The sequence below is a fragment of the Pseudomonadota bacterium genome (assembly GCA_037200975.1).
Taxonomy (GTDB): domain Bacteria; phylum Pseudomonadota; class Gammaproteobacteria; order Steroidobacterales; family Steroidobacteraceae; genus CADEED01.
Map to the genome: position 1 here is coordinate 553,257 of JBBCGI010000001.1, position 22,983 is coordinate 576,239.

Below are 22,983 nucleotides of genomic sequence, written 5' to 3' on the forward strand. Positions count from 1 at the left end.
CCATATAACAGAAACGCGCCGCTGCGGGTGCGGACCGCAGCGGCGCGTTTCCCCGACGCTGCTGCGTCAGTACTTGAAACGGACCCCAAGCTGGAAGCGCCGGTCATTGCGCACCCAGCCCGAATCGATCTTCACTGGACTCGCGCCGGGCGTGAGCGTCGAATCGCCGAATACCTGCTGCTGAGTGACGGCAGTGGTATTCAGGATGTTCGACACGTCCGCCGACAACTCGAAGTTGTCCGTGAGGCTGTAGCGCGCGGATCCGTCCAGGTAGCCGCTCGCCTTCTGCCACACCGGAAGTCCGATACAGCAATCGAGGTTCGCGGTCAGGAATTCCGAACGCCAGCTGTAGGCAAGCCGCGCGCCCACCTTGCCGAATTCGTACAGACCCACGACGTTGAACGAATTGTCCGAAATGCCCGCCAGGCGATGCGAGTCGATCACGTTGCTCGTGAAGGACAGCGGATTGCCCGCATTGCCCGCGCCACCGGTCGACCCGTTGTTGCCGCCGCCGAAGGCGGTGGTGCTGCCAGGTAGATAGCCCGCCTGCACCGCCAGGTTGGAGTTGTTGATGTCGTCCTGCTCGGTGCGCGTGTAGTTCAACTGCACCCCGAGGCCAGACCAGGCGCCGGGCAAGGAGTCGAAGAACGTCTGGTAGGCCACTTCGAAGCCCTTGAGTGTGCCACCGCTGCCCGGATCGTTGGACGGACCGCGGACCGTAACGGTCTGGGTCGAACCATTGTTCTCGATGTCGCGCGCGGCACGACCGTAGGCAATCGCATTCTCCAGCTTCTTGTAGAACAGGCCCAACGTGAACGAACTGCTCCTCGAGAAGTACACCTCATACGACAGGTCGAAGTTGTCGGCTTCCACCGGCTCGAGGCCCGCGTAACCGGCTTCGGCGTTGAATATGAAGTTGTAGCCGGTGACGGCGCCACTCGCGTTCTTGATCAGGTACGGCGAGTTGTTGCTCACATCGATCGGCGGCGCGTTGATCGACACCGTGTTGCGCAGCAGGCCGAAATCCGGACGCGACATGCCGCGCGAATAACCGAAGCGCGCGAATTGCCGGTCGGTGAACCCGAAGCGGACGTTGAAGCTCGGCAGGACGTTCGTGTACACCTTGTCGAGCGTGTTCGCCCTGCCCGTACCCGTGCTGTACGCCAGCAGCGCCGGCGTCAGCCAGCACTGGATATCGGTCGCCTGGTTAGGTCCGTTGTTCGAGGCATCGCATCCGCCCTGATCCTGTGCGAGCGCGCTGTTGTACCAGTTCGCATTCGGAAAGCCGACCTGGCCGTGACTCTCGACTTCGGTGCGCACGTAACGCACGCCGACGTTGCCGGTGATGTTGATGCCGCCCGGATTCGTCTCCGGACCGCCGAACCTCAACATGATGTATGCAGCCTTGCTCTTTTCGTTCACGTCGAGGATCTCGGGATCCGTGAAGCATTCTTCGACGTTGTTGGTGCGATCGCACAGCGGGTTCCAGCCCTGCTGCGGCGGATTCACGTTGCGGGCCGCGAGGCCTTCGGTGTGCAGATCGTAGTCGCGCAGTGTCGCGCGATTCAGGAATACAACCGGCCCGTTGTTGAATACGCTGCCGTCGTAGTGATCCGACAGGCTGGTCGCTTCCCAGATGCCCGCGGGATAACCGTTGAACTGATCGTTCGCCTTGTTGCATTCCTCCGGATAGGTCCCCGGCGACGTGTTGTCGATGTTGAAGCCCGGGCCGTTGCAGCCCCAGGTCGGAGCGACTGCCGCCCAGTTGTACGCCGAGTAACGCACCTTCTGTTCGCGGTCCGCGAGGCGCACGCCCGCTTTCAGCGAGTTGAGCCAACCGCCGCTGCCCAGGTCGTATTCGACATCGGCACGTGCGGCCGTTTCGTCCGCGTCGTTGTGTTCCCAGTGGTCCTGGATGAACTGCATCCAGTAGTTATGCGGGTTGGCGAGGAAGCCATCCGCGTAGTTCACGTTGGGCCCGGGCGACAATCCGATGCGCGGCGTGCCGTGTTTGTCGGTCGAGTAGTCGACCTGCGCGAGGCTGTTGGCCGCGACGAGGATGTCGTAGTTGTGGGTGTTTGCCTTGATGTACTGGAGATCGAAGCTCGTGTGCAGTTTCTCGGTGACGTCCCAGGCCACGTTGAACGAGAAATCGCGGGTCTGTTCTTCGTGATTGAAGATGCGTGCCTCGTCGCTCACGTTCGCGCCCGTGATGCAGGGAACCCCGCCGCAGGAATCGTTCGCGTTCACGAACGGCAATCCGGGCACCGCCGAGCCGTGGCTCAATGTCGCCGCGGCGTTCGCGCCGTTGAAACCCAATTCGCTCGAGGGTTGTCCGATCACACCCGAATCGAGCATGCCGTCCGCGCCGAACGCGAAGCTGCCGGTGATCGGGCGCCACTGGGCATTGCCTTGGGGCGCCCAGACGGGAGTCCCGAACCCGGTGCCCGTAGGCCAGCTGATGTTGGAGCTGCGTTCGAGCCACGGGTTTTCATACTTCGAATCGATCGCCGTGAAGGTCAACTTCAGGTTCTTGGCGTCATTCTCGTACTGCAACGCGAGCGCGGCGCCCGTGCGCGTGCGGTCGTAGTCGACCTGCGAGAAATTCACCTGCCCCGGCGCATACCGGAAGCCGGTGCCGCCGTATGGATTGGCGTTGCAGACCGGATTGCCATCCGCATCGACCACGGCGGGAGCGCCGGGCGCGTAGTCCGAGCAGAACGTCGCGATGCGCGTCATGTTGACGGATTCCGTGCGCGTCACGATGTTCGAGTAGGCCGCGTTCACCAACACGCCGAATCGGCCGCTGTCGGTATCCCAGGTCTTGCTGTAGACGCCCGAGGCTTCGTAGGTCGGATCCTGGGAGAGTGAGCCGTAGTTCGCACGGCCCGTCAGCACGATGTCCTGGCCGTCGGAATCGAGCGGCTGGCGTGTGCGCAGATTCACGACACCGGCGATGCCGCCTTCGATCATCTCCGCGGTCTGGTTCTTGTAAGTATCGACGCCGGCCATGAGCTCCGGCGACACGTCGTTGAAGTTGAGCCCGCGATATCCGTCGGCCGAGAAACTGTCGCGGCCGTTGAACTGCGTGCGAACGAACGTGAGGCCGCGGATCAATACGGAGGACGGCTCCGCCGAAAAGTGATTGCTGTCGTCGCTCGATTGCAGGCGCGACACCGTGATGCCCGGCACGCGTTGCAGCGCTTCGGCCACCGACTTGTCGGGGAATGCGCCGATGTCCGTGGCGGTGATCGAGTCGACGAACGTGTCGGCTGCGAGCTTGATGGACTGCGAGTTCTCGAGCGCGGCGCGTACGCCGGTCACGACGACTTCCGGCACTGCCTCCGCCTGGTCCTGCGACTGATCCTGCGCAAACACCGGGTTGATGAGCACGCTGCCACCGACGATGGTGAACAAAGCGCGTGATGTGAATCTGGGCGTCGGTTTCATCGCGCGCCCTCCACTGTCTGGTTGATAGGCGATGACGCGATTGCGCCCCGCGCGGAAATAAATCCCTGAATCGGGCAACCGTTGCGAATTTTCATGAGCCCCCTGTGAACGTCTTTTGCGTATATTTGCGTTCGATAATTTCGCGCTATCCGCGAAATCGTGCTGATACACTACCCAAGTTGCGAAAAATTGCGCAATAGCTTGCGGAGCTTTTGCGTAAATTTGCGTAACTCGGTAGCTTGCCGCGACGCGTCAACCGGGGGCGAATCACCGGGGTAGCGCTAACAACCGGTCCGTCGAGGGGTTTGATTACTTTATGAGTCGTTCAAATGATGAGGGCGGAAGCCCGGTGACGCTCCAGAAGCTCGCAAAGCTCGCGAAGGTGTCCGTCTCCACCGTCTCTCGCTCGCTCAATGACCATCCTTCGATCAGCAGCTCGACCAAGAAACAGTTGTGGGCGCTGGCCCGCAAACACGGCTACCAGTTCCGCCGCCACATGCCGTCAAGCCCGATCGGCGCCGAAGGTGCCGTCACCATCGTGACGCCGCGGGTGCGCGGCCGCCCGCTACCCCTCTCGCATCCGTTCTTCCTCGAGCTGCTTGCCAGCATCGGTGAAGCGGCGCGCGATCGCGGCTGCGATTTCACCGTCAGTCACCTGACCCCGGCTAACTACGAAGATCTCGTCCATGCAACGACCACGGGACGCGCCAATGGCGTCATCTTCCTCGGCCAGGGCACGTTGCACGACGAGTTCAACCGGCTGGCGCAGACCGACAGCCGCTTCGTCGTCTGGGGTGCGCAGTTTCCCGGCCAGAAATACTGCACGGTCGGCACGGACAACGCGCTCGGCGGCAGGCGCGCGACGCAACACCTGTTGAAGCTGGGCCGCAAGCGCCTGCTGTTCATCGGCGGCACCGATCCGGAAGCCACGCAGCGCCACCGCGGCTACACCGAGGCGTTGCAGGAAGCCGGAATCAGGATCGACGACGCGCTGAGCAGCCGGGTCGAGTTCGAGGCGGAATCCGCCGAGGCGGCGGTCGACCGGCTCCTGCATCGCAAGATTCCGTTCGACGGCATCGTGGCGGCCAGCGACCTGATCGCGCTCGGCGCCATCCGGGCGCTCGCCCGTGCGGGCCGGTCCGTGCCGCGCGACGTCTCGGTGGTCGGCTACGACAACAACCTGTTGAGCCGCCTCAGCACGCCGACCCTGAGCACCGTCCAGCAGGACATACCCAAGGCCGGCCGCCTGCTCGTCTCCAAACTACTCGACTGGACTGGCGACGCCCGTCCGGAAATGTTGTCGACTGAGCTGATCATTCGCGAGTCCTGTGGAGCCTGAACGGGCGCGGCGCGCGGGGGAGCAAGCCGCGCCGGTCCAGACGTAAACCAATATCTACCAGGGATACATCATGACGAAGACGTATTTGGCTGCCGCGTGGGGCCTCATGTTCATTCTGGCGACGAGCGCCGATGCCGCCCAAATGGGTACGCTGCCGGCACGCGCTGGCACCTGTGTGGGTTCGCCACGCGCGGTGCTCACGGTTTGCGTGGCGGCCGATGCGCACGGCCCCTACTACGAGGTGTATCGCGGCGATCACCCGGTGATCGCCCATTCGAGGCTGGGACTGCTGCTCGATGGATTCGGCAACCAGCCGGCGACGCTCGTGTCGAATCCGCGCCGCAGCGCCGTGAACGTCAGTTGGGATCAACCCTGGGGCGAACAACGCGTCATCCAGGACCGGCATGCCGAGCTCATCGTCACGCTGTCCGGCAAAGATACGGCGCAGACGGAGCCCTACGACCTCACGGTGCGCGTGTTCGACGACGGCGTCGGGTTTCGCTACGCGTTTAAAGGGATCGCGGCCGCGCGCGAAGTTGCCATCGTCGATGAGCTCACCGAGTTCCGGCTCGCGGGTGACTTCGATGCCTGGTGGTATCCGGCGCGCAATCCCGACCGCGATGAATACCTGTACCACCGTTCGCCGCTGTACCTGGTGAACCTGGCGGAAACGCCGCTCACGCTGCAGAGCAGCGATCTGTACCTGTCCATTCACGAAGCGGCGCTGGTCGACTACGCCAGCATGAACCTCAAGCGCACCGCCGAGCGCACGTTGAAGGCCGATCTCATGCCCTGGTCGGATGGCGCGTTGGTGAAGAAGATCGGTCCGTTCACGACTCCCTGGCGTACGGTATTGATCTCGGACTCCGCGGTAGGTCTCGCCGACTCGCGCATCGAGCTCAATCTCAACGAGCCCAGCCGCATCGCGGACACTTCCTGGATCCACATCGGAAAATACGTCGGGGTCTGGTGGGAAATGCATCTCAACCGCTCGACCTGGGGCAGCGGTGAGAAACACGGCGCCAACAATGCAAACGTGCAGCACTACATCGATTTCGCCGCCAGGAATCGCTTCGGCGGCGTGCTGGTCGAAGGCTGGAACAAGGGCTGGGATGGCGACTGGGTCGCCAACGGCAAATTTTTTAACTTCACCGAGTCCTATCCGGATTTCGATCTGCCGAAGTTGGCGGAGTACGCGCGTGAGCGCGGTGTGCGCATCATCGGCCACCACGAAACGGCCGGCGCGCTCGAGAACTACGAGCATCAGCTCGATGCCGCGATGCGGTTGTATGCCGCCCACGGCATCAGCGTCGTCAAGACCGGCTACGTGAAGGCCAGCGGCTCGATCGAGCGCACGCTGGCCGACGGCACGATGGGTCACGAGTGGTTCGCCGGACAATACCGCGTGAATCACGAGATCAAGGTGGCCGAGGTGGCGGCGAAGTATCAGATCTCGATCGACGCGCACGAGCCCGTCAAGGACACGGGCCTGCGGCGCACCTGGCCGAACATGTTGAGCCGCGAAGGAGCGCGCGGGCAGGAGTTCAACGCCTGGGGGCGCCCGACCAACCCGCCCGAACACCTGACGATCCTGCCGTTCACGCGGTTGTTAGCCGGGCCGATGGATTTCACGCCGGGCATCTTCGACCTGACCTTCGGCAAGACCGATATCAACGAACGCGTGCAGTCGACGCTTGCGACGCAGCTCGCGCTCTATGTGATCGTGTACAGCCCGGTGCAGATGGCGGCGGATCTGCCCGAAAACTACGAGCAGCGGCCCGAGGCATTCCAGTTCATCCGCGACGTGCCCACCGACTGGGAGACCTCGCGAACGTTGCAAGGCGAGATCGGCGACTTCGTGGTCGTCGCGCGCCAGCAGCGCGGCGCGGCCGACTGGTATCTCGGTGCGACTACCGACGAGAACGCGCGTCAGCTCGTCATCCCGCTAGATTTCCTGGAACGCGGCAAGAGCTACGAAGCGCAGATCTATCGCGATGCGCCGGATGCGGATTTCCGCACGAATCCCGCGGCGTTGATCATCGAGAAGCGGCGCGTCACTTCGAAGGACAAGCTCGACGCGGCGCTGGCGCCGGGCGGCGGCCTCGCCGTGCGCTTCCGTGCGCTCTGATCGCGAGGTGGTGCCGTAAGTCGGTGCCGGGTCGGACTTAGGGGAGTTAGTGTAACTAACTCCCCTAAGTCCGACCCGGCACCGACTTACGCAGCACCGCGATCCCGGCCAGCAACCAGCCCAGGGCACCTAAAACCAGTGCAAAAGACGGATCGCCGTCGGCGAACACATCTAACAAGGTGGGCAGCAACCCCGCGGCGAGCAGCTGCGGGATCACGATGAAGATGTTGAAGATCCCGAAGTTGACGCCCATCTTCCCGGCCGGGAGATTGTTGGCGAGCATCGCGTAAGGCAACGAGATGATCGAAGCCCAGGCGACCCCGAGTCCGATCATCGAAACCAGCAACCATTCGGGTTCGCGTATCAACAACATCGACAGCAACCCGGCTGCGCCCACGCACAGGTTCAGCTGGTGCGCGCGGCGCTTGCCGAAACGCCTGACGAGCTGGGGAATGAACAGCGCCGCGACGGCGGCCAACGCGTTGTAGGCCGCGAACAGGACGCCGACCCAATTGGCCGCGGCCTCATAACCAGGCGACCCCGGGGTGATCGAGCCGAAGTGGATCTTCGCAACTGCCGGTGTGGCATAGACGTAGAACGCGAACAACGTGAACCAGGAAAAGAACTGCACCAGCGCGAGCCGGCGCATCGACGCGGACATCGACTCCACGTCCTTGAGGATCGTGGCAAACGTGTTGTCGCTGCGCAGCCGGCTGGCCGTCAGCAGGAACACGCCATATGCAAGCGACGCGCATACGAGAACGTAAATCGCGGCGCGCGCACTCCCTACCCACGCCGCCAACATGGCGACGGCACCTGCAGCAAGCCACACGCGCCCGTGACGGCGCATGTCTCCAGGCGAGCGGGCGGGCGAGCGTTCGACGGCCGCGTCATCGAACTTCTCGAGAATCTCGGGCGAATATTCGCGGTTGGCGAACGCCGACCAGCAGACCGCCAACAACAACAGCGCTGCTCCCACGTAGAAGGCATATTTGACCGCGCTGCTGATCTCACCCGCGGCGGCACTGGACGCCACGCCGAACTGCGTGAACATCCATGGCAGGAAGCTGCCGATCACGGCGCCGACGCTGGCGAAGAACATGTACATGAGGTAGCCGTTCGATCTCTGGCCGGCCGACATCTGGTCGGCGACGAAGGCCCTGAAAGGGCCCATTGTCAGATTGAGTGATGCATCCAGCAGCCACAGGAGCAACGCCGCAGTCCACAGTGTCGTTGCATTCGGCATCGCGACGAGTGCCGCCGCCGCCAGCGTCGCCCCGATCAGGAAGTACGGACGTCGCCGGCCGAATCTCGTCCAGGTTCGATCCGACCAGTGGCCCACCAGCGGCTGGACGATCAAGCCGGTTACCGGGCCCGCGAGCCATAAAAGTGGAACGTTTTCGAGACTCGCGCCGAGGTTCTGGAAGATCCGCGTGAGATTGGCCTGGGGCAACGCGAAGCCGAACTGGATGCCAAACGCGCCGACGCAGATCTTGGCTGTTTGCCAGGCGGAAAGATGAGGCTTTGCATCCACGTGCGGCGCAAGGTTAGCAGCCCTCACCGGCCATCACGGGCGTTTTTCGGTACCGTTTTTTGGATACTCTGGCCCGCATGCCGTCCAGTCACGCCCCCGCCGCCTGATGCTCACCGCAGCCGAACTCGAAGCGCTGTCGTTGAGCCTGTCGATCGCGGCGCGCAGCGTCGCCTTCAACCTGCCATTCGCCGTGCTGGTGGCGTGGCTGCTGACGCGCACGCGATTCGCGGGCCGCACTTTGTTCGATGCCTTCGTGCACCTGCCGCTGGTGTTGCCGCCGGTCGTGGTGGGCTATCTACTGCTGGTGTTGTTCGGCATCCGCGGTCCGCTCGGCGGCTGGCTGCATGAACATTTCGGCATCCAGCTGGCATTCACCAGCACCGGCGCCGCGCTTGCCACCGCGGTCATGTCGTTTCCGCTGGTGGTACGTTCGATCCGCATCTCGCTCGACAACGTCGACCGTGGCCTCGAAGACGCCGCGCGCACGCTCGGCGCCGGCGCGGGCGACCGCTTCTTCTCCATCACGCTGCCGCTGATCGCACCCGGCGTGCTGGCCGGCGCGGTCACGGCGTTTGCCGCGGGCCTCGGAGAATTCGGCGCGGTCATCACGTTCGCGTCCAACATTCCCGGCGAGACGCGCACCCTGCCGCTGGCGCTGTACACCGCGCTGCAGACACCCGACGGCGATTCGATGGCGGCGCGCCTGGCGTTGATCTCGTTTTCGCTGGGGCTCGCGGGCCTGCTCGTCTCCGAATTCCTCGCGCGCCGGCTGCGCACCGTGCTGGGCCGCTGATGCTGCTGGTCCAGCTGCGCAAGAACCGCGGTGATTTCTCGCTCGACGTGAACTTCAGCGCGCCGACGCCCGGAGTCACCGCGCTGTTCGGCCGCTCCGGCTGCGGGAAGTCCACGCTGATCTCGCTGATCGCGGGCTTGCTCACTCCGGACGCGGGCCGCATCCAGATCGGCGACGAAGTGTTGTACGACAGCGAGCGGCACTTCTCGCTCGACGCGCGTCACCGCCGGATCGGCGTCGTGTTCCAGGATGCGCGCCTCTTTCCCCATCTGTCAGTGCTCGGGAATCTGAACTACGGCGTGAAGCGGATTCCGCGCGGCACGGCGCAACGCATCGGCTTCGACGAGGTGGTCAGTCTGCTGGGACTCGACGGGTTGCTGCAGCGCCGGCCACGACTGCTGTCGGGCGGCGAACAACAACGCGTGGCGTTGGGCCGCGCGCTGCTCTCACAACCGAGACTGCTGCTGCTCGATGAACCGCTGGCGGCACTCGACCTGGCGCGACGAGAAGAGGTGCTGCCCTACCTGGAACGCCTGCGCGACGCGCTGGCTATTCCGCTGGTCTATGTGAGCCACCAGTTCGATGAAGTATTGCGTCTCGCCACGCGCGTCGCGCTGCTCGACGCGGGTCACGTCGTGGCCGATGGCGATATCGCCACGGTCAGTCGTACCGCGGAGCTGCGCGACATCGTCGGCCCCGACGCGGTCGGCGCGGTGTTGTCCGGCAGGGTGGAGAAGATGGATTCGGCGGGACTGGCACTGCTGCGCGTCGGCGATGCCACGCTGAGCGTGGAGTTCGAAGGCGCCGCCGTCGGTCAGCGGATCCAAATCCAGGTACTGGCTCGCGACGTCATCGTCGCCACCGAATCGCCGCGCGGCTTGTCAGTGCGCAACGTGGTGGCGGCGCGAATCGTGTCGATCTCGCCCGATGTCGGCAGCGCCGTGCTGGTCGAACTAGACATCGGGCGGACCGCCACATTGCTGGCACGCATCACGCTGCGCGCGTCGCAGGAGTTATTGCTGGCTCCTGACAAACAGGTCTGGGCGCTCATAAAGTCGGTCTCCCTGCGAGGGCACGTCTTCAGTACGCCAGCGCGTTGACGAACAGACGCTCGATCGCAAACCCCTGGACGGTGACGAAGGCAAGGGCCGCGAGGCCGAAACCCAGGAAGGAAACTAGGCGTTGCGAGAAGATGATTGCTGGCTCCAGCGAGTTGAGAACTTGGAGCAGGATGCTGAGCGCTGTAACCCGCACTAACAAACGCGATGCCTGAATGCGGCATAAGAATGCCTAATGCGACCGGGGAACCCGACTGGCGCGGCGCGGTACAAAGCGCGGATGAATACCCGTTCGCCTGGCTCTTCCCGTCTAACTCTTCTTGGCTAACTCCTTCGGGAGATGGGCCTTCGCGACACGCCTGGTAAACAGGTCGTGCGGCTTCGGAAACTGTTTCGCCATGTCGAAGATCCAGTCGCGGAATCGCTTTACCTTCGGCATGACTAGATAGGGCTCTGGGCAGACGAAGAAATACGAGAAGCGGAATGGCAGCAACGCATCGCCAGCCAGCACCACTCTTCCCTGTTCGAGCGACCGCTCGACCAGCGACCAGCGCGCCAGCGCGAAACCAATGCCTTCTTCGGCCGCGGCGATGACGCCCGCCGAATCGTCGATGATGGGCGCGCGCGCCAGCCATTGGCCTTCCTGGCCCTTTTCGATCCACGCCTGCCAGGGTTCGTCGACACTGCCTAACAAGGGGAAGTTCTGCAGGTCCTGGCCGCGCGGCACCGGACCGTATTTCGCGAGCAGACCGGGCGAGGCGATCGGGATGACCCACTCGTCGAGCAGTTTCTCCACGTGTAGGCCCGGCCATTTGCCAAGGCCCATGCGGATGGCGACATGCATCTCCGAACGCGAGAAATCGACCGGATCGCGGCCCGTGTGAAAGCGCAATTCCACTCCGGTCTCGAGATCGTTGAACGTGCTGATGCGCGGCAGCAGCCAGCGCTGCAGGAACGACGACAACAGGGTGATCTGCAGCGGACCCTCGGCGCGGTGCTGCTTCAGATGCTGCATGGACGCTTCCAGCTCATCGAGCCCGCGACGCACGCCGGGCAGCAGCTGCTGGCCCTCCGCCGTCAGCTCGATACGCCTTCCGGCACGCTTGAACAGCTGCACCTGCAGATAGTCCTCGAGCGATTTGACCTGTTGGCTGACCGCGGCCGGGGTCACGTGCAGGGCTTCCGCGGCGTCCGCAAATGACAGGCGCGAAGCCACGGCTTCGAAGACCCGCAGGGCGTTGAGCGGCAACCGTGCGTAGGCGGTGGACACGTCACTTTTCCTTATGCGCGCATCAGGAAGCGCGTTTGTTCAGGTCGGAACTGTAGCGCAGATTGCACGCACCGGCCCCCTGCCGATGGAGATACGAACATGAGCACTTACAATCACATACCAACCACCGTCTCGGCCAAACTTGCCGCCCGGCTGGCCCCTTTCCATGCCTCACCCGTGCGTGTCCCACTCGAGGATCTCGATGTCGAGACCGCACGGGCCGTGGCGCCCGATTCACGCCCGCCGCGCCTCAAGCTGGTCGACGATCTCAAACTACTGTTCGCGGCGCTGGGCGCGGGCGGCAGCGTGATCCCGCTGGGTGACAACCGCCGCGCGGCCAAACTTCTGTCGAGCTACGCCGCCAGCCTGCGCGACCACTGAAACCGGGTTGCGCAGTCTTTCGTTCATATGGCTATAACCAAAACCTCTTGCGACGTAACCGGCGCGTTACCGGGTCTCGACTGACGGCATAACCCCCCGATTCCTACGCTCTCCCCCGCCTTGTGGCACACACGATCAGGAGAACGAAGGTGAAAATCAAACGAGCAGCAGCGGGTGCGTCCATCGCGGCGCTGCTGCCTTTTGCGGGGGTGGCGCTGGCACAGTCAGCGGGAACGGGCGACAGCAACGCGGATCTGCGCCGCGAAATCGACGACCAGAAGCAACGGCTGCTGATCCTCGAACGCAAGCTCGAGATCCAGGACGAGGCAGCCAAGGCCGCCGCGACGTCTGCCCCGAAGATCACCGCGAGCGCCTCGCGTTTCCAGCTCGGTTCCGCCGACGGCGCGAACTTCATCCGCTTCCGGGGCACGTTGCACGCCGACAACCGCGTGTACGGCGGCGATTCGGCGCCGGAGACCGGCGACACTTTCATCTTGAGACGCGTTCGCCCCACCGTCGAAGGTACGTTCGGCAATATCTTCGATTTCAAGTTCATGCCGGATTTCGCGGGCGGAAAAACCATCGTCGTCGACGCGTATGTGGCCGCGCGCTTCAATCCGGCCGCTGTCGTAACCGTCGGCAAGTTCAAACCACCGGTCGGACTCGAACGCCTGCAGAGCGGCTCGGACATTCGCTTCATCGAGCGCGGCCTGCCCACCAACCTCGTGCCCAATCGCGACCTCGGCCTGCAGCTTTCGGGTGATATCGCGGGCGGCACGGTGAGTTACCAGGTCGGCTACTTCAACGGTGTCACCGACGGCAACAGCAGCGACTCACTACCGACTCCGGACGTCGAAAACGACACCGGCGGCGACTACGCGGCGCGCCTGTTCTTCCAGCCGTTCCTGAATTCCGACAACTTCAATCTGCGCGGACTGGGCTTCGGCATCGGCAGCACCTGGCAGGACGTCCCGGGCAGCGCGGCGAGCACCTACCTCGCGGCCTACCGCTCGGCCGGCCAGCTCAGCGTGTTCAGCTATCGTGCGAACACGGCCACGGGTGCGACGCCTAACAATGCGACCTTTGCCAACGGCGAGCGCCTGCGGCTGGCGCCCCAGGTGTACTACTCGCGCGGCAGCTTCGGATTCCTGGGCGAATACACCCAGGTGAAGCAGGATGTGTCGCGCGTGGTCGGAGGCACGACCCGCTCGGACACGCTCGACAACTCCGCCTGGCAGGCGCAGTTCTCGTGGTTCGTGACCGGCGAGGAAGAATCCTTCCGCGGCTTCACACCCGGCAGCACCTACAAGGTCGGCAAGCCCGGCTGGGGCGCGCTGGAACTGGTGGCGCGTTACCACGAGCTCGAGATCGACGACGACGCGTTCGTCGGCGGCGCCGCCTCGTTCGCGAATCCGCTGACGGCCGTCAGCAAGGAAAGCGCGTACGGCGTCGGCGTCAACTGGTATCCCTGGAACACCGTGAAGCTGTCGCTCAACTATGAGGTCACGAGCTTCGAAGGCGGCGCCGCGACCGGCGATCGCCCGGACGAGCAGGCGCTGCTGTCGCGCTTCGCCATCAACTTCTGATTTCTGGAGAGAATGAACATGTCGGATCTGAATACGAACTGGAAACGCAGGTTGATGCTGGCCATGGCGGCCGCAGTGTTTGTGGGCGGCGCCGGGAGCGCCGCGAATGCCGCCGAAGTGACGCTGCTCAACGTGTCGTACGACCCCACGCGCGAGTTGTACGTCGACTTCAACAAGTCGTTCGCCGAGTACTGGAAGAAGAAGACCGGTGACACGGTGAAGATCAACCAGTCGCACGGCGGTTCCGGCCGCCAGGCACGCTCGGTGATCGACGGCCTCGCCGCCGACGTCGTGACGCTGGCGCTGGCCGCCGACATCGACGCGATCGCCACGCAGGGCAAACTACTGCCGGTGAACTGGGAGGAACGCCTGCCCGATCATTCGGCGCCGTACACCTCGACGATCGTTTTCCTGGTCCGCAAGGGCAACCCGAAGAACATCAAGGATTGGGGCGATCTTGCGAAGCCGGGTATTTCCGTCATCACGCCGAACCCGAAGACCTCGGGCGGCGCGCGCTGGAACTACCTCGCGGCCTGGGCCTGGGCGAAGAAGCAGCCCGGCGGCAGCGATGAAACCGCGAAGGAATTCGTCAAGAAGCTGTTCAAGAACGTGCCCGTGCTCGACACGGGTGCGCGCGGCTCCACGACGACGTTCGCACAGCGCGGCATCGGCGACGTGGCGATCTCGTGGGAGAACGAAGCCTGGCTCGCCACCAAGGAACTGGGTCCCGACAAATTCGAGATCGTGATCCCGACGATCAGCATCCTGGCGGAGCCTTCGGTGGCGGTCGTCGACAAGGTGGTGCTGCGCCGTGGCACGCGCACGATCGCCGAGGAATACCTCAAGTACCTGTATACGCCGGAAGGCCAGGAGATTGCCGCGCGCAACTACTATCGCCCGCGTAATCCGCAGGTCGCTGCGAAACACGCCGAACTCTTCCCCAAACTCGAACTCGTGACGATCAAGGATTTCGGCGGCTGGACCAAGGCGCAGAAGGAACACTTCGGCGATGGCGGCGTGTTCGACCAGATCTACGCGCAATAAGGCAACGCGACCACAGAGAATACCCAGATAAGGAATAGTTAGTACGTACGCGGCCGGTGGCCGCGTACTCTTCAGACCGGGCCGCGGGGACAGTGAGAGTTGAGAAAGTTGCCCCCCTCGACGAATTTTCACTTCTCATCCTCCCCGTCGGCCCACCAGATTCCAGAGTTGTTCCCCCGATGAAACTGATCCAGCTGCGTTACCTCGTGGCCGTCGCCGAGAACGACTTGAACATCACGCAGGCGGCGCGCGTGTTGCATGCGGCGCAACCGGGCGTCAGCAAACAACTCAAGCAGCTCGAAGACGAGCTCGGCTTCCAGTTGTTCGAGCGCAAGGGACGCGCGCTGGTACGCCCGACCGATGCCGGCAACAAGGTGATCGACCGCGCCTCGCAGATCGTGCGCCAGGCGCGCAGCATCAAGGCGCTGGCCTCGGAGCTGCGCAAGGATGAAGCGGGCGCCTTGTCCATCGCGACCACCCACACGCAGGCGCGCTACGTATTGCCGCCGGTGCTCAAACGCTTCCGCGACAAGTATCCGAAGGTCCGTCTGCACCTGCACCAGGGCAACTCCGAGCAGATCGCAGACCTGGCGGCCACCGATCGCATCGACTTCGCGATCGCCACCGGCGCGAGCCCCATGTTCTCGGGACTGGTGCGCCTGCCGTGTTATCGCTGGCATCGCGCCATCGTCGTACCGGACGGCCATCCGCTGGGCGAAATCAGCAAACCGACCATGGCGGAACTCGCACAGTATCCGCTCGTCACCTATTCGTTCAGCTTCAGCGGGCCCGCCTCGCTGGTGGAATTGTTCGCCGAGGAAGGCCTGACACCCAACGTCGCGTTGACCGCCTGGGACTCCGACGTGATCAAGAAGTATGTCCGCGAAGGCCTGGGCGTCGGCATCATCGCGAATGTCGCGATCGATGGAATCGAAGACAGCGATCTCAAGGTGCGTGACGCGTCGCACCTGTTCCCGGTGCATACGACGTGGGCCGGATTCCGCCGCGGCGTGTTGCTGCGCGGCTTCATGTATGACTTCCTGCAGATGCTCGCGCCGCATCTGACACAACGGCAGGTCGCCGCTGCAGAGAACGCGGACGATCAGGAGGCGGTTGACCGCGAGTTCGCGAGCGTCAAGATCCCCTTCCTCAAATAAAGGGGACATGCCTATTTAAGAGTGTGATCTCTTAAATAGGCATGTCCCCTTTTATCCGCTGCGTTCGATTTCGACGGTTACGTGCGCGAGCTCCTCATGCACGCACAGCAGCCGGCGAAAATATTCGCCGTCCTTGTCCGACGGCGTCATCACGCTGAGCACTACCGCATACTTCGCGCGCCCGACCCGCCAGACGTGCAGATCGGTGATACGCGCCGCCACCTCGCCCTTTTCGACCGCGTCACGCACTTCGGCGACCACCGGCGCGTCCATTTCAGCGTCGAGCAGGATGCGGCCGGAATCGCGCAACAACCCCCACGCCCATACCGAAACCAGCACCGCACCTGTCAGGCCCATCAGTGGATCAAGCCAATCGAGTCCCCAGAACAACCCGCCTGACAACGCCACGATGGCAAGCACGGAGGTCGCCGCGTCGGCCAGCACGTGTACGTACGCCGCGCGCATGTTCATGTCGTCGTGACCATGGGCATCGGCATGATCGTGTGAATGACCATGGTCGTGTCCGCCGCGCAGCCAGAACGCGCAGATGAGATTGACCGCGAGGCCCACCACCGCGATCACGATGGCCTCGCGATAGTGGATCGCCTGCGGCGTCAACAGCCGCTCGACCGACTGGAAAACCATGAGCGCTGCGACTCCTAACAAAAGGATCGCACTGGTGTAGCCGCCGAGCACTTCGATTTTCCAGGTGCCAAATGCATAGGCGCGATGCCGCGCCTGGCGGCGCGCATAGGAATAGGCAAACGCCGACAAGCCGAGCGCAAGCGTATGCGAACTCATGTGCCAGCCGTCCGCCAGCACCGCCATGGAGTTGAACCACCAGCCGCCAGCGATCTCGACGACCATCATCGCCGCGGTGAGCCACATTGCCCGGCGGATGCCCCGCTCGGCGAGTGGATTGCCGGTATCGAAACGCGGCGACTGGCAGTGGTGCGCGGGATTTTCGGGAGTGGCCGGTTCCATATACCCCGGGAGGGTATATCATCCCGCCCCATGGCGCACGTAACCGGACATCGCGGCAAGCTGCTGACACGCATCCGGCGCATCGGCGGACAAGTCGCGGCACTCGAAAAATCCCTGCAGTCCGATATCGATTGCGCGGCCGTACTTACGCAGATCGCGGCGGTTCGCGGCGCCGTGCAGGGACTCATGATGGAAGTTCTCGACGATCACCTGCGGGAGCACGTGGTGGCGGAGCCGAGCCGCAAGCTGCGCGCGCGCGAGATGTCCGCGGTCAACGCGTTGATGCGCACCTACGTGCGTTAGTTCTCAGCACATTCCCAAAGTGCATTTGTTCGAACGCCCGGCGTTTGAAAGACTGCCGCGCCGCATTGGTTCCCGCCTCTGGAGATCGTCGTGAAGAAAGTCTGGCAGCTGCCCCTCGCGTTGTTGATGTTGTGCTTCGCGGGCACTTCCTTTGCCGCGGACGAAAAGGTCGAATTGTTGAACGCGTCGTACGACGTATCGCGCGAGCTCTTCGCGCAGATCAACCCGGCCTTCCAGGCAGCCTGGCTCAAGAAGCACAAGCAGCAGCTCGAGATTCACCAGTCACACGGCGGCTCGTCCAAACAGGCCCGATCGGTAGCCGAAGGCCTGGCGGCGGACGTCGTGACCTTCAACCAGGCGACGGACATCGATTTCCTCGCCCGCTCCGGTCTCGTCGCCCCCGACTGGGCAAAGAAATTTCCGAACGGCGCCTCTCCCTATTATTCGCTGCCGATATTCCTGGTCCGCGAAGGTAATCCGAAGGGCATCAAGGACTGGGACGATCTCGCCCGCGCCGGCATCCAGCCGGTATTCCCCAATCCCAAGACATCCGGCAACGGCCGCTATACCTACCTATCGGCCTACGCGTATGCCTTGCGCAAGTTCCCCGGCGACGAGGCCAAAGCAAAGGCGCTGGTCGGCCAACTACTGGCAAACGTGCCGGTATTCGACACCGGTGGCCGCGGCGCGACCACCACCTTCGTGGAACGCGAGATCGGCGACGTGCTCGTGACCTTCGAATCCGAGGTCATCTCGATACGCAATGAGTACGCCAAGGCCAAACTCGACGTGGTCTATCCATCGGTCAGCGTGCGCGCGGATTTTCCGGTCGCCGTAGTAGACAAGGTGGTCGACCGGCGCGGCACCCGCAAGGTCGCGACCGCCTACTTGCAGTTCCTTTATGGCAACGAAGGGCAGGAGATCCTCGCCAAGCGTTACTTCCGGGTACGCAGCACGGCCATCGCCGCGCGTTACCAGTCGCAGTTTCCCAAGGTTCAACTCACCTCGGTGGAAGATACGTTTGGCGGGTGGGATCGCGTGACCGCGGAACACTTCGGTCCCGATGGGATCCTGGATCAGCTGCTGGCCGCCAAGCGTTGACGTTGCACCGCCATCACACCGCTGCCGTCCGGGCAGGCGTCTCGCGCCGAAGGTGCTCGCCGCCGAGCTCGGGGAAGACCTTCGAGACTTTGCCTATCAGGTAGTCCCCATAGGTTCCCTGTAGCTGCGCAAGCTCGAGGCCATCCCATCGTTCAATGCGGGCACGGGAAGCGGGGCGAATCCCGGGGATCTCGTGCAACTCCGCTTCGAACCTTGGATCGAAGAAGAACGGCATCGACACCCGCTCCCGCCGTGAGCGATTGATGACCCGATGCAGGGCCGACTGGTAGCGGCCTCCGGTCAGGCGCTCGAGCATGTCTCCGACGTTACAAACGAACGATCCGGGAACGAACGGCACCTCGAGCCAGGCTTCTTTGTATTTGACCTGCAAACCGCCGACCTCGTCCTGTACGAGCATGGTCAACAATCCATAGTCGGTGTGTTCGCCGACCCCGGCGCCGTCGAACCCGGGCGCCGACGGTGGATAGTTGAAGATGCGAAACAAGGTGGTCGGCTTGTCGGTGTAACGCTCGTCGAAGTATTCGTCTCCAAGATGCAGCCCGCGGCCGATCGATGCCATCAACCGATGGCCGAGGCCCTTGAGCGCCGACATGTAGTTCAGCGCGGTATCGCGGAAACCCGGCAGCTCGGGAAACTGGTTCGATCCGTGTAATGGCAGGCCGGCACGCACGCGCGCATCGTCGGCGGCCAGTTCCTCACCGAAATAGATACCCTCCTTCAGATCGGCGCGACCGGAGGTGAGCTCGCCGCCCACCGGAAAGTAGCCGCGCCACGCGCGGCCGCCACATTGCATGTGAATGCGATTCTTCGCCGCCGTGTCCTGCGCGAAGAAGCGCCGGCTCAGCGCAAACAGCGAGTCGGTGAGGTCCTGATCGATGCCGTGACCGATGACATAGAAGAACCCGAACTCGCTCGCCGCCCAATCGATCTGGGCGGCAAGGTGGGTACGCCACGCGTCTTCATCCGGCAACGACAGGTCGATGACGGGCAACTGTGCAGCGTCGGACGAGATTGTCATCGCGAGAGCTCCGCATGGATCCGGTCAACCGGCGCGCTGGGAGTTTCTGGCCACCACTTCCACCTGCCGGAATACGCGCAGGAAGTTTTCGCCCCAGATCTTCGCAATCTGATCCTCCGTGTATCCACGGCTCAGGAACTCGCGGGTGACATTGTTAGCGTCCCCCTCGTCGTTGAAACCGGTCACGCCGGAGCCGTGATTGAAGTCCGTGCCGATACCGACATGCTCGACGCCGATGCGTTTGACCAGGTAGTCGATGTGATCGACGTACTCCTTCACGGTCGCCTTCGGATAGATGGCCTGGATTTCATCGATGAAGGCGGACTGCTGCTTTTCGGGCAATGCATCGTAGCCATCCGTGTAGGCGCTACCAGGAAACGCGGCCTTGAGACCGTTGCGCGTACGCACGGCGCTCACGCGGGAGCCGAAGTCGGCCGGCAATTTCGCCAGGTAGGCGTTGAACGGCGTCACACTCACCACACCCCCATTCGCCTTGATCGCATCGAGTTCCGGGTCGCTGAGATTGCGGGTGTTGTCTATCAGCGTGCGTACGTTGGAGTGGCTGGCAATGATCGGTGCCTTGGTGATCTTCAGCGCCTGGAATACGCCGTCCGGCGTGAGCTGGGAGACGTCGACGATGACGCCAAGCTGATTGAGGCGCGTAATCGCCCGCTTGCCGAGCGGCGAAAGCCCGTGGTGCTCCTGCCCTTCGCCGTTCGTCGGTCGCGAGGAATCGGCAAAATCGTTGTTGCCGGCGTGGGTGAGCGCAAAGACGCGGACGCCCGCCTTGGCGAACTCGTCGATGCCGTTCACATCGTTGCCGAGCGAACGCGCATTGAGAAAACTCTCGACGACGGCGATCTTGCCGTGCTTGTGGATACGCTCGATGTCGTCGGCACTCAGCGCAATGGCCAACCGGTCCGGATGGTCACTGACGAACTTTCGAATCGTGGCGAGTTTTTCATTTGCCTCCGCGCGCGCTGCGGCGATCCCCGCAGGTGTGCGCGGACCGGGCCCCACGGCGACGGCGATGGTCAGCACATCGATACTGCCGCGATCAAGCTTGTCGACCGAGGTCCGCGAACCGTGCCCCGGCGCCCAATACCGTTCCGGCGTGCTGGCGATCAGAACATCCGTGTGCGCGTCGACATTCAGCAGCTTCTTGTTGAGCGCCAGCGCCTGTACATCGAGCGTGTCGGAATCCGCTGACGCCACGCCGAGCAGCGCGGAGACGGCGATCGAAACCAGCCGCGCGGAATGTGTAGCCCGTGAATACTCAGTTTTCATCGCGCGGCTCCTTTGCGATCGCCATTGTTTGAAGTGGTGGCATCCCCGATGCCGTGTGAATGCCCGACGCAATGAGTGGAAGCTTCATTGTGAGGCACGGTCACCGAGGCGCCGGACACGAAGCTAGAGGAGAGGCCGGAGTGAGTGAACGGATGTTTCGTTCTGTCCTCATGCTCGTCGGCGTGTGAACACAGGATCGGATCGTCGTGTTCGACCGCTCGACGCGGACTAGTTAGCTCGCCAGCAGCCGCACCCTGTTAGTGCGCGAAATGCCCGCTCATTCCAGTTTGGAATGAGGGCGGCTTTTCTATTGAATCGTCAGACCGAGCGGTTATAGTGAAATCACGGTTTGGTCTAACCAGGAAATACCCATGAAGCCCGCGATGCAGATGCCGATGAATATGCCCACGATGTCTTCGATGATGTCCGGCGGCATGCCCGTCGCATCGATGATGCCGATGATGTGTCAGATGAGCTGCTCCATGACCAGCCAGGGCATGCAGTGCACGCTGATGCCGGCCGAAGGCACGAGCATGGAGATGATGAAGAGCATGTGCACCATGCTCACCGAGATGATGGCCTGCGGCACCCCCGCCGGCATGATGTGCGCCGGTCAGCCGATGATGAGCTGCTGCGGCATGGCGATGATGCCGAAGATGACCTGCGAAATGACCGCCACCGGCATGACCTGCATGATGATGCCGACCGGCATGATGACCATGGAAATGCTCAAGATGTGCTGTAACACCATGAATCGCATGATGGATTGCGGCATGCCGATGACCATGATGTGCGGCAACACGCCGTGCATGGTCTGCATGAGCTAGGACTCAGGCGCGGGCGACCTGCGAAGAAAGAACGGCCGCGGACAACGGGAAGTCCACGGCCAAGGTCTGGCCTGTCTCAGGCCAGCTCCAGAGAAATCGGCGGCTCGTACCCAGCAGCCTGCGTTGGCGCGCGATGCGCGCCATGCGATGCGCGGCGAAATCGTATATGCGGGCGGAATTTGCGGGCTTCGGCGTCATGGGTTGGCAGCCTACGCCCGGGCCTGCGCCGCCAGAACTATCCGTTCTCTATAGCCTTATTCCCGCGCGGACAGGCTCCCGTATTCGGGTCCGAAATCGACCTTCGCCTGGCGCGCCATGCGGCTTCCTCGCGCGCGCGGGAAGCGGATGGCCGCCTCGATTGAGTCCACATAATCCGACTGGCTGACGTAATGCCACCCGCTGGTCGAAAACCGCTGGTACGTCGCCGGAAACTTTCGTAATCGGCCGCGGCGAATTCCTGCGCACGCGTCTATCTGCTCGCCGCCGGAATAAGCGAATGCAATTCGGCGATTTCCGGCGGCAACTTTTCCGCCATACGGTGCCGTGCCGATTATCAGGACGAAGCAGACATGCGCCATCGAGCATTACACCAGCCGCGGCGAGCAGCCGCCGCGCTCTGCGCCCTCTTCGCATCGGTGCTCGCGGTTTGCCTGCACGGCGTGGCCGCCGCGGAAGAAGACCCGTCGAGCGCGGTGCGCTGGAGCTGGCAGCTGGAGCCGGTGAACGCCGCCCCCGGCACTGAGGCGGACCTGGTACTCGTCGCGCAAATTGCCCCCGGTTGGGTGGTGTACTCGTCCGATTTCAAGGTCGAAATCGGTCCGCAGCCCGCGCGACTCGTCGCCGCCGCCGAAAGCCGGCAAGACTTGTTAGGGCCGCTGCGATCGATCGACGCCAGGCGCAAACGCGGCACTGCCCTCGACGTCGAATACGGCTATTTCTCCGGCCGCGCCGAACTGCGGCAGCGCGTGCGTGTGCCGCCGGCAGGCAGCGCGTTGGTCGCGACCTTGCGCGGCCAGGCGTGCCACGAGACCGACGGCACCTGCCACCTGCTGCGCCAGCCCGTCCGCGTCGCGGCACTCTGACTACCGCGCGCGTGCGCCCGGTGTCCTGAGCTGCGGCACACCGCGCGGTGGAACCCGCCGGTGAACCGGCATGAGCTCATACGATTCGGCGATTTTCCGCGGCGCGGCCGCCCATCTACATTCTTTCCCAACGTCATCGCCCCGGGATCGAGCACAGCACTTGTTGAATTTGCCAGGCCGGACGATCACGGCACTCATTTCCTTCGGCCTGCTGGGAGCGGCGATTGCGTATTCACAGGACGAACGGCTGGTCGCCGCGGTTTCATCACCCGTTCGTCAAGCCGATCAGCCGACGAACGTGCAAGTGCTGCCGAGGGATCTGTCGCGCGCCGGCGTCCGCAGGATCATGGAACAGTTCGAACGCGAGCTCGGAGTCACCTGCAGTTATTGCCATGTGGAGGACCGCGACAGTGGCGCCATCGACTATGCATCGGATGAAAACCCCGCGAAACAAACCGCTCGCGTGATGATCACCATGCTCGACGACATCAACGAAAAGTACCTCGCGCAGCTCAGCACGGACCGGCGTTATGCGGTACCCGTGACCTGCGGCAGCTGCCACCAGGGCCACAGCAGCCCGCTCGCGTTCGAGCCCAGGTGACCATGCGGAGTGCCCTGAA

23 protein-coding genes are annotated in these 22,983 nt (G+C 63.3%); 12 read left to right on the forward strand and 11 right to left on the reverse strand.

The genetic code is table 11. The features are described 5' to 3' along the window. Window positions 1–66: 66 nt before the first annotated feature. On the reverse strand, window positions 67–3,450 hold the full coding sequence (locus tag WDO72_02495) for a TonB-dependent receptor (protein ID MEJ0084528.1): 3,384 nt from the start codon (window positions 3,448–3,450) through the stop codon (window positions 67–69). Window positions 3,451–3,799: 349 nt separating this feature from the next. Between WDO72_02495 and WDO72_02500 the strand changes: the two genes are divergently transcribed. Beyond that, window positions 3,800–4,789: a substrate-binding domain-containing protein gene (locus tag WDO72_02500; protein MEJ0084529.1), complete on the forward strand. Its 990-nt coding sequence runs from the start codon at window positions 3,800–3,802 to the stop codon at window positions 4,787–4,789. A 70-nt stretch (window positions 4,790–4,859) separates the two neighbouring features. Then, window positions 4,860–6,917, forward strand: coding sequence for a glycoside hydrolase family 97 protein (locus WDO72_02505; protein ID MEJ0084530.1), 2,058 nt, complete (start codon window positions 4,860–4,862; stop codon window positions 6,915–6,917). Window positions 6,918–6,981: 64 nt separating this feature from the next. Here the strand turns inward: WDO72_02505 and WDO72_02510 are convergent, their stop codons facing one another. Beyond that, entirely contained in the window at window positions 6,982–8,451 is a 1,470-nt protein-coding gene (locus WDO72_02510) for an MFS transporter (protein MEJ0084531.1), read from the reverse strand. Window positions 8,452–8,557: 106 nt separating this feature from the next. On the opposite strand from WDO72_02510, the gene modB reads away from it, so the two are divergent. Together modB and modC are read left to right on the forward strand one after the other, a co-directional pair. Then, window positions 8,558–9,244 carry a molybdate ABC transporter permease subunit gene (gene modB / locus WDO72_02515; GenBank protein ID MEJ0084532.1) on the forward strand — a complete coding sequence of 229 codons (687 nt, stop codon included), beginning with the start codon at window positions 8,558–8,560 and terminating at the stop codon, window positions 9,242–9,244. Then, a complete protein-coding gene (gene modC, locus WDO72_02520) occupies window positions 9,244–10,344 on the forward strand; it encodes a molybdenum ABC transporter ATP-binding protein (GenBank protein MEJ0084533.1) in 1,101 nt (366 codons plus the stop codon). Before modB ends, modC begins: the two co-directional genes overlap by 1 nt. On the opposite strand, the gene WDO72_02525 is transcribed toward modC, so the two are convergent. Beyond that, window positions 10,325–10,504 (reverse strand): hypothetical protein, encoded by a 180-nt coding sequence (locus tag WDO72_02525; protein ID MEJ0084534.1) that lies wholly within the window; start codon window positions 10,502–10,504, stop codon window positions 10,325–10,327. The genes modC and WDO72_02525 overlap by 20 nt on opposite strands. Before the next feature lie 108 nt (window positions 10,505–10,612). Then, window positions 10,613–11,572: a LysR substrate-binding domain-containing protein gene (locus WDO72_02530; GenBank protein MEJ0084535.1), complete on the reverse strand. Its 960-nt coding sequence runs from the start codon at window positions 11,570–11,572 to the stop codon at window positions 10,613–10,615. A 99-nt stretch (window positions 11,573–11,671) separates the two neighbouring features. Here WDO72_02530 and WDO72_02535 point away from each other — a divergent pair, with 99 nt between their 5' ends. The 4 genes from WDO72_02535 (at window position 11,672) to WDO72_02550 (ending at window position 15,740) form a co-directional block, all read left to right on the forward strand. Next, entirely contained in the window at window positions 11,672–11,953 is a 282-nt protein-coding gene (locus WDO72_02535; protein MEJ0084536.1) for a hypothetical protein, read from the forward strand. A gap of 149 nt (window positions 11,954–12,102) precedes the next feature. Then, window positions 12,103–13,539, forward strand: coding sequence for a porin (locus WDO72_02540; GenBank protein MEJ0084537.1), 1,437 nt, complete (start codon window positions 12,103–12,105; stop codon window positions 13,537–13,539). Between the two features lie 54 nt (window positions 13,540–13,593). Further along, on the forward strand, window positions 13,594–14,583 hold the full coding sequence (locus WDO72_02545; GenBank protein ID MEJ0084538.1) for a sulfate ABC transporter substrate-binding protein: 990 nt from the start codon (window positions 13,594–13,596) through the stop codon (window positions 14,581–14,583). A 179-nt stretch (window positions 14,584–14,762) separates the two neighbouring features. After that, on the forward strand, window positions 14,763–15,740 hold the full coding sequence (locus WDO72_02550) for a LysR substrate-binding domain-containing protein (GenBank protein MEJ0084539.1): 978 nt from the start codon (window positions 14,763–14,765) through the stop codon (window positions 15,738–15,740). Between the two features lie 51 nt (window positions 15,741–15,791). On the opposite strand, the gene dmeF is transcribed toward WDO72_02550, so the two are convergent. Then, complete coding sequence (gene dmeF, locus WDO72_02555) at window positions 15,792–16,724, reverse strand: CDF family Co(II)/Ni(II) efflux transporter DmeF (GenBank protein ID MEJ0084540.1); 933 nt, start codon at window positions 16,722–16,724, stop codon at window positions 15,792–15,794. 30 nt (window positions 16,725–16,754) lie between these two features. Here dmeF and WDO72_02560 point away from each other — a divergent pair, with 30 nt between their 5' ends. Together WDO72_02560 and WDO72_02565 are read left to right on the forward strand one after the other, a co-directional pair. Then, window positions 16,755–17,027 carry a metal/formaldehyde-sensitive transcriptional repressor gene (locus tag WDO72_02560; protein MEJ0084541.1) on the forward strand — a complete coding sequence of 91 codons (273 nt, stop codon included), beginning with the start codon at window positions 16,755–16,757 and terminating at the stop codon, window positions 17,025–17,027. Window positions 17,028–17,117: 90 nt separating this feature from the next. Next, a complete protein-coding gene (locus WDO72_02565) occupies window positions 17,118–18,128 on the forward strand; it encodes a sulfate ABC transporter substrate-binding protein (protein ID MEJ0084542.1) in 1,011 nt (336 codons plus the stop codon). A gap of 13 nt (window positions 18,129–18,141) precedes the next feature. Here the strand turns inward: WDO72_02565 and WDO72_02570 are convergent, their stop codons facing one another. From WDO72_02570 to WDO72_02595, 6 genes are all read right to left on the reverse strand, one after another. Further along, complete coding sequence (locus tag WDO72_02570) at window positions 18,142–19,167, reverse strand: 2-oxoglutarate and iron-dependent oxygenase domain-containing protein (GenBank protein MEJ0084543.1); 1,026 nt, start codon at window positions 19,165–19,167, stop codon at window positions 18,142–18,144. Window positions 19,168–19,191: 24 nt separating this feature from the next. Next, window positions 19,192–20,454 (reverse strand): membrane dipeptidase, encoded by a 1,263-nt coding sequence (locus WDO72_02575; GenBank protein MEJ0084544.1) that lies wholly within the window; start codon window positions 20,452–20,454, stop codon window positions 19,192–19,194. Window positions 20,455–20,920: 466 nt separating this feature from the next. Continuing rightward, window positions 20,921–21,055: a hypothetical protein gene (locus tag WDO72_02580; GenBank protein ID MEJ0084545.1), complete on the reverse strand. Its 135-nt coding sequence runs from the start codon at window positions 21,053–21,055 to the stop codon at window positions 20,921–20,923. Window positions 21,056–21,067: 12 nt separating this feature from the next. Then, window positions 21,068–21,274, reverse strand: a complete 207-nt coding sequence (locus tag WDO72_02585) for a hypothetical protein (GenBank protein MEJ0084546.1) — start codon at window positions 21,272–21,274, stop codon at window positions 21,068–21,070. A 10-nt stretch (window positions 21,275–21,284) separates the two neighbouring features. Next, window positions 21,285–21,479, reverse strand: a complete 195-nt coding sequence (locus tag WDO72_02590) for a hypothetical protein (GenBank protein ID MEJ0084547.1) — start codon at window positions 21,477–21,479, stop codon at window positions 21,285–21,287. 56 nt (window positions 21,480–21,535) lie between these two features. Beyond that, window positions 21,536–21,859 (reverse strand): hypothetical protein, encoded by a 324-nt coding sequence (locus WDO72_02595; GenBank protein ID MEJ0084548.1) that lies wholly within the window; start codon window positions 21,857–21,859, stop codon window positions 21,536–21,538. 57 nt (window positions 21,860–21,916) lie between these two features. Between WDO72_02595 and WDO72_02600 the strand changes: the two genes are divergently transcribed. After that, on the forward strand, window positions 21,917–22,363 hold the full coding sequence (locus tag WDO72_02600; protein ID MEJ0084549.1) for a disulfide bond formation protein DsbD: 447 nt from the start codon (window positions 21,917–21,919) through the stop codon (window positions 22,361–22,363). Window positions 22,364–22,523: 160 nt separating this feature from the next. Continuing rightward, the gene (locus WDO72_02605) at window positions 22,524–22,964 is read left to right on the forward strand and encodes a c-type cytochrome (protein ID MEJ0084550.1); all 441 of its coding nucleotides are present in this window, start codon (window positions 22,524–22,526) and stop codon (window positions 22,962–22,964) included. The last annotated feature ends 19 nt before the right edge of the window (window positions 22,965–22,983 follow it).

Coding starts and splice junctions, on each gene's coding strand:
- WDO72_02535 (MEJ0084536.1), top strand. CDS start 11,672: ATGAGCACTTACAATCACATACCAACCACCGTCTCGGCCAAACTTGCC.
- WDO72_02560 (MEJ0084541.1), top strand. CDS start 16,755: ATGGCGCACGTAACCGGACATCGCGGCAAGCTGCTGACACGCATCCGG.
- WDO72_02505 (MEJ0084530.1), top strand. CDS start 4,860: ATGACGAAGACGTATTTGGCTGCCGCGTGGGGCCTCATGTTCATTCTG.
- WDO72_02595 (MEJ0084548.1), bottom strand. CDS start 21,859: ATGGCGCATGTCTGCTTCGTCCTGATAATCGGCACGGCACCGTATGGC.
- modC (MEJ0084533.1), top strand. CDS start 9,244: ATGCTGCTGGTCCAGCTGCGCAAGAACCGCGGTGATTTCTCGCTCGAC.
- WDO72_02495 (MEJ0084528.1), bottom strand. CDS start 3,450: ATGAAACCGACGCCCAGATTCACATCACGCGCTTTGTTCACCATCGTC.
- modB (MEJ0084532.1), top strand. CDS start 8,558: ATGCTCACCGCAGCCGAACTCGAAGCGCTGTCGTTGAGCCTGTCGATC.
- WDO72_02585 (MEJ0084546.1), bottom strand. CDS start 21,274: ATGCAGACCATGCACGGCGTGTTGCCGCACATCATGGTCATCGGCATG.
- WDO72_02545 (MEJ0084538.1), top strand. CDS start 13,594: ATGCTGGCCATGGCGGCCGCAGTGTTTGTGGGCGGCGCCGGGAGCGCC.
- WDO72_02575 (MEJ0084544.1), bottom strand. CDS start 20,454: ATGAAAACTGAGTATTCACGGGCTACACATTCCGCGCGGCTGGTTTCG.
- dmeF (MEJ0084540.1), bottom strand. CDS start 16,724: ATGGAACCGGCCACTCCCGAAAATCCCGCGCACCACTGCCAGTCGCCG.
- WDO72_02580 (MEJ0084545.1), bottom strand. CDS start 21,055: ATGCCGGCGGGGGTGCCGCAGGCCATCATCTCGGTGAGCATGGTGCAC.
- WDO72_02570 (MEJ0084543.1), bottom strand. CDS start 19,167: ATGACAATCTCGTCCGACGCTGCACAGTTGCCCGTCATCGACCTGTCG.
- WDO72_02550 (MEJ0084539.1), top strand. CDS start 14,763: ATGAAACTGATCCAGCTGCGTTACCTCGTGGCCGTCGCCGAGAACGAC.
- WDO72_02590 (MEJ0084547.1), bottom strand. CDS start 21,479: ATGACGCCGAAGCCCGCAAATTCCGCCCGCATATACGATTTCGCCGCG.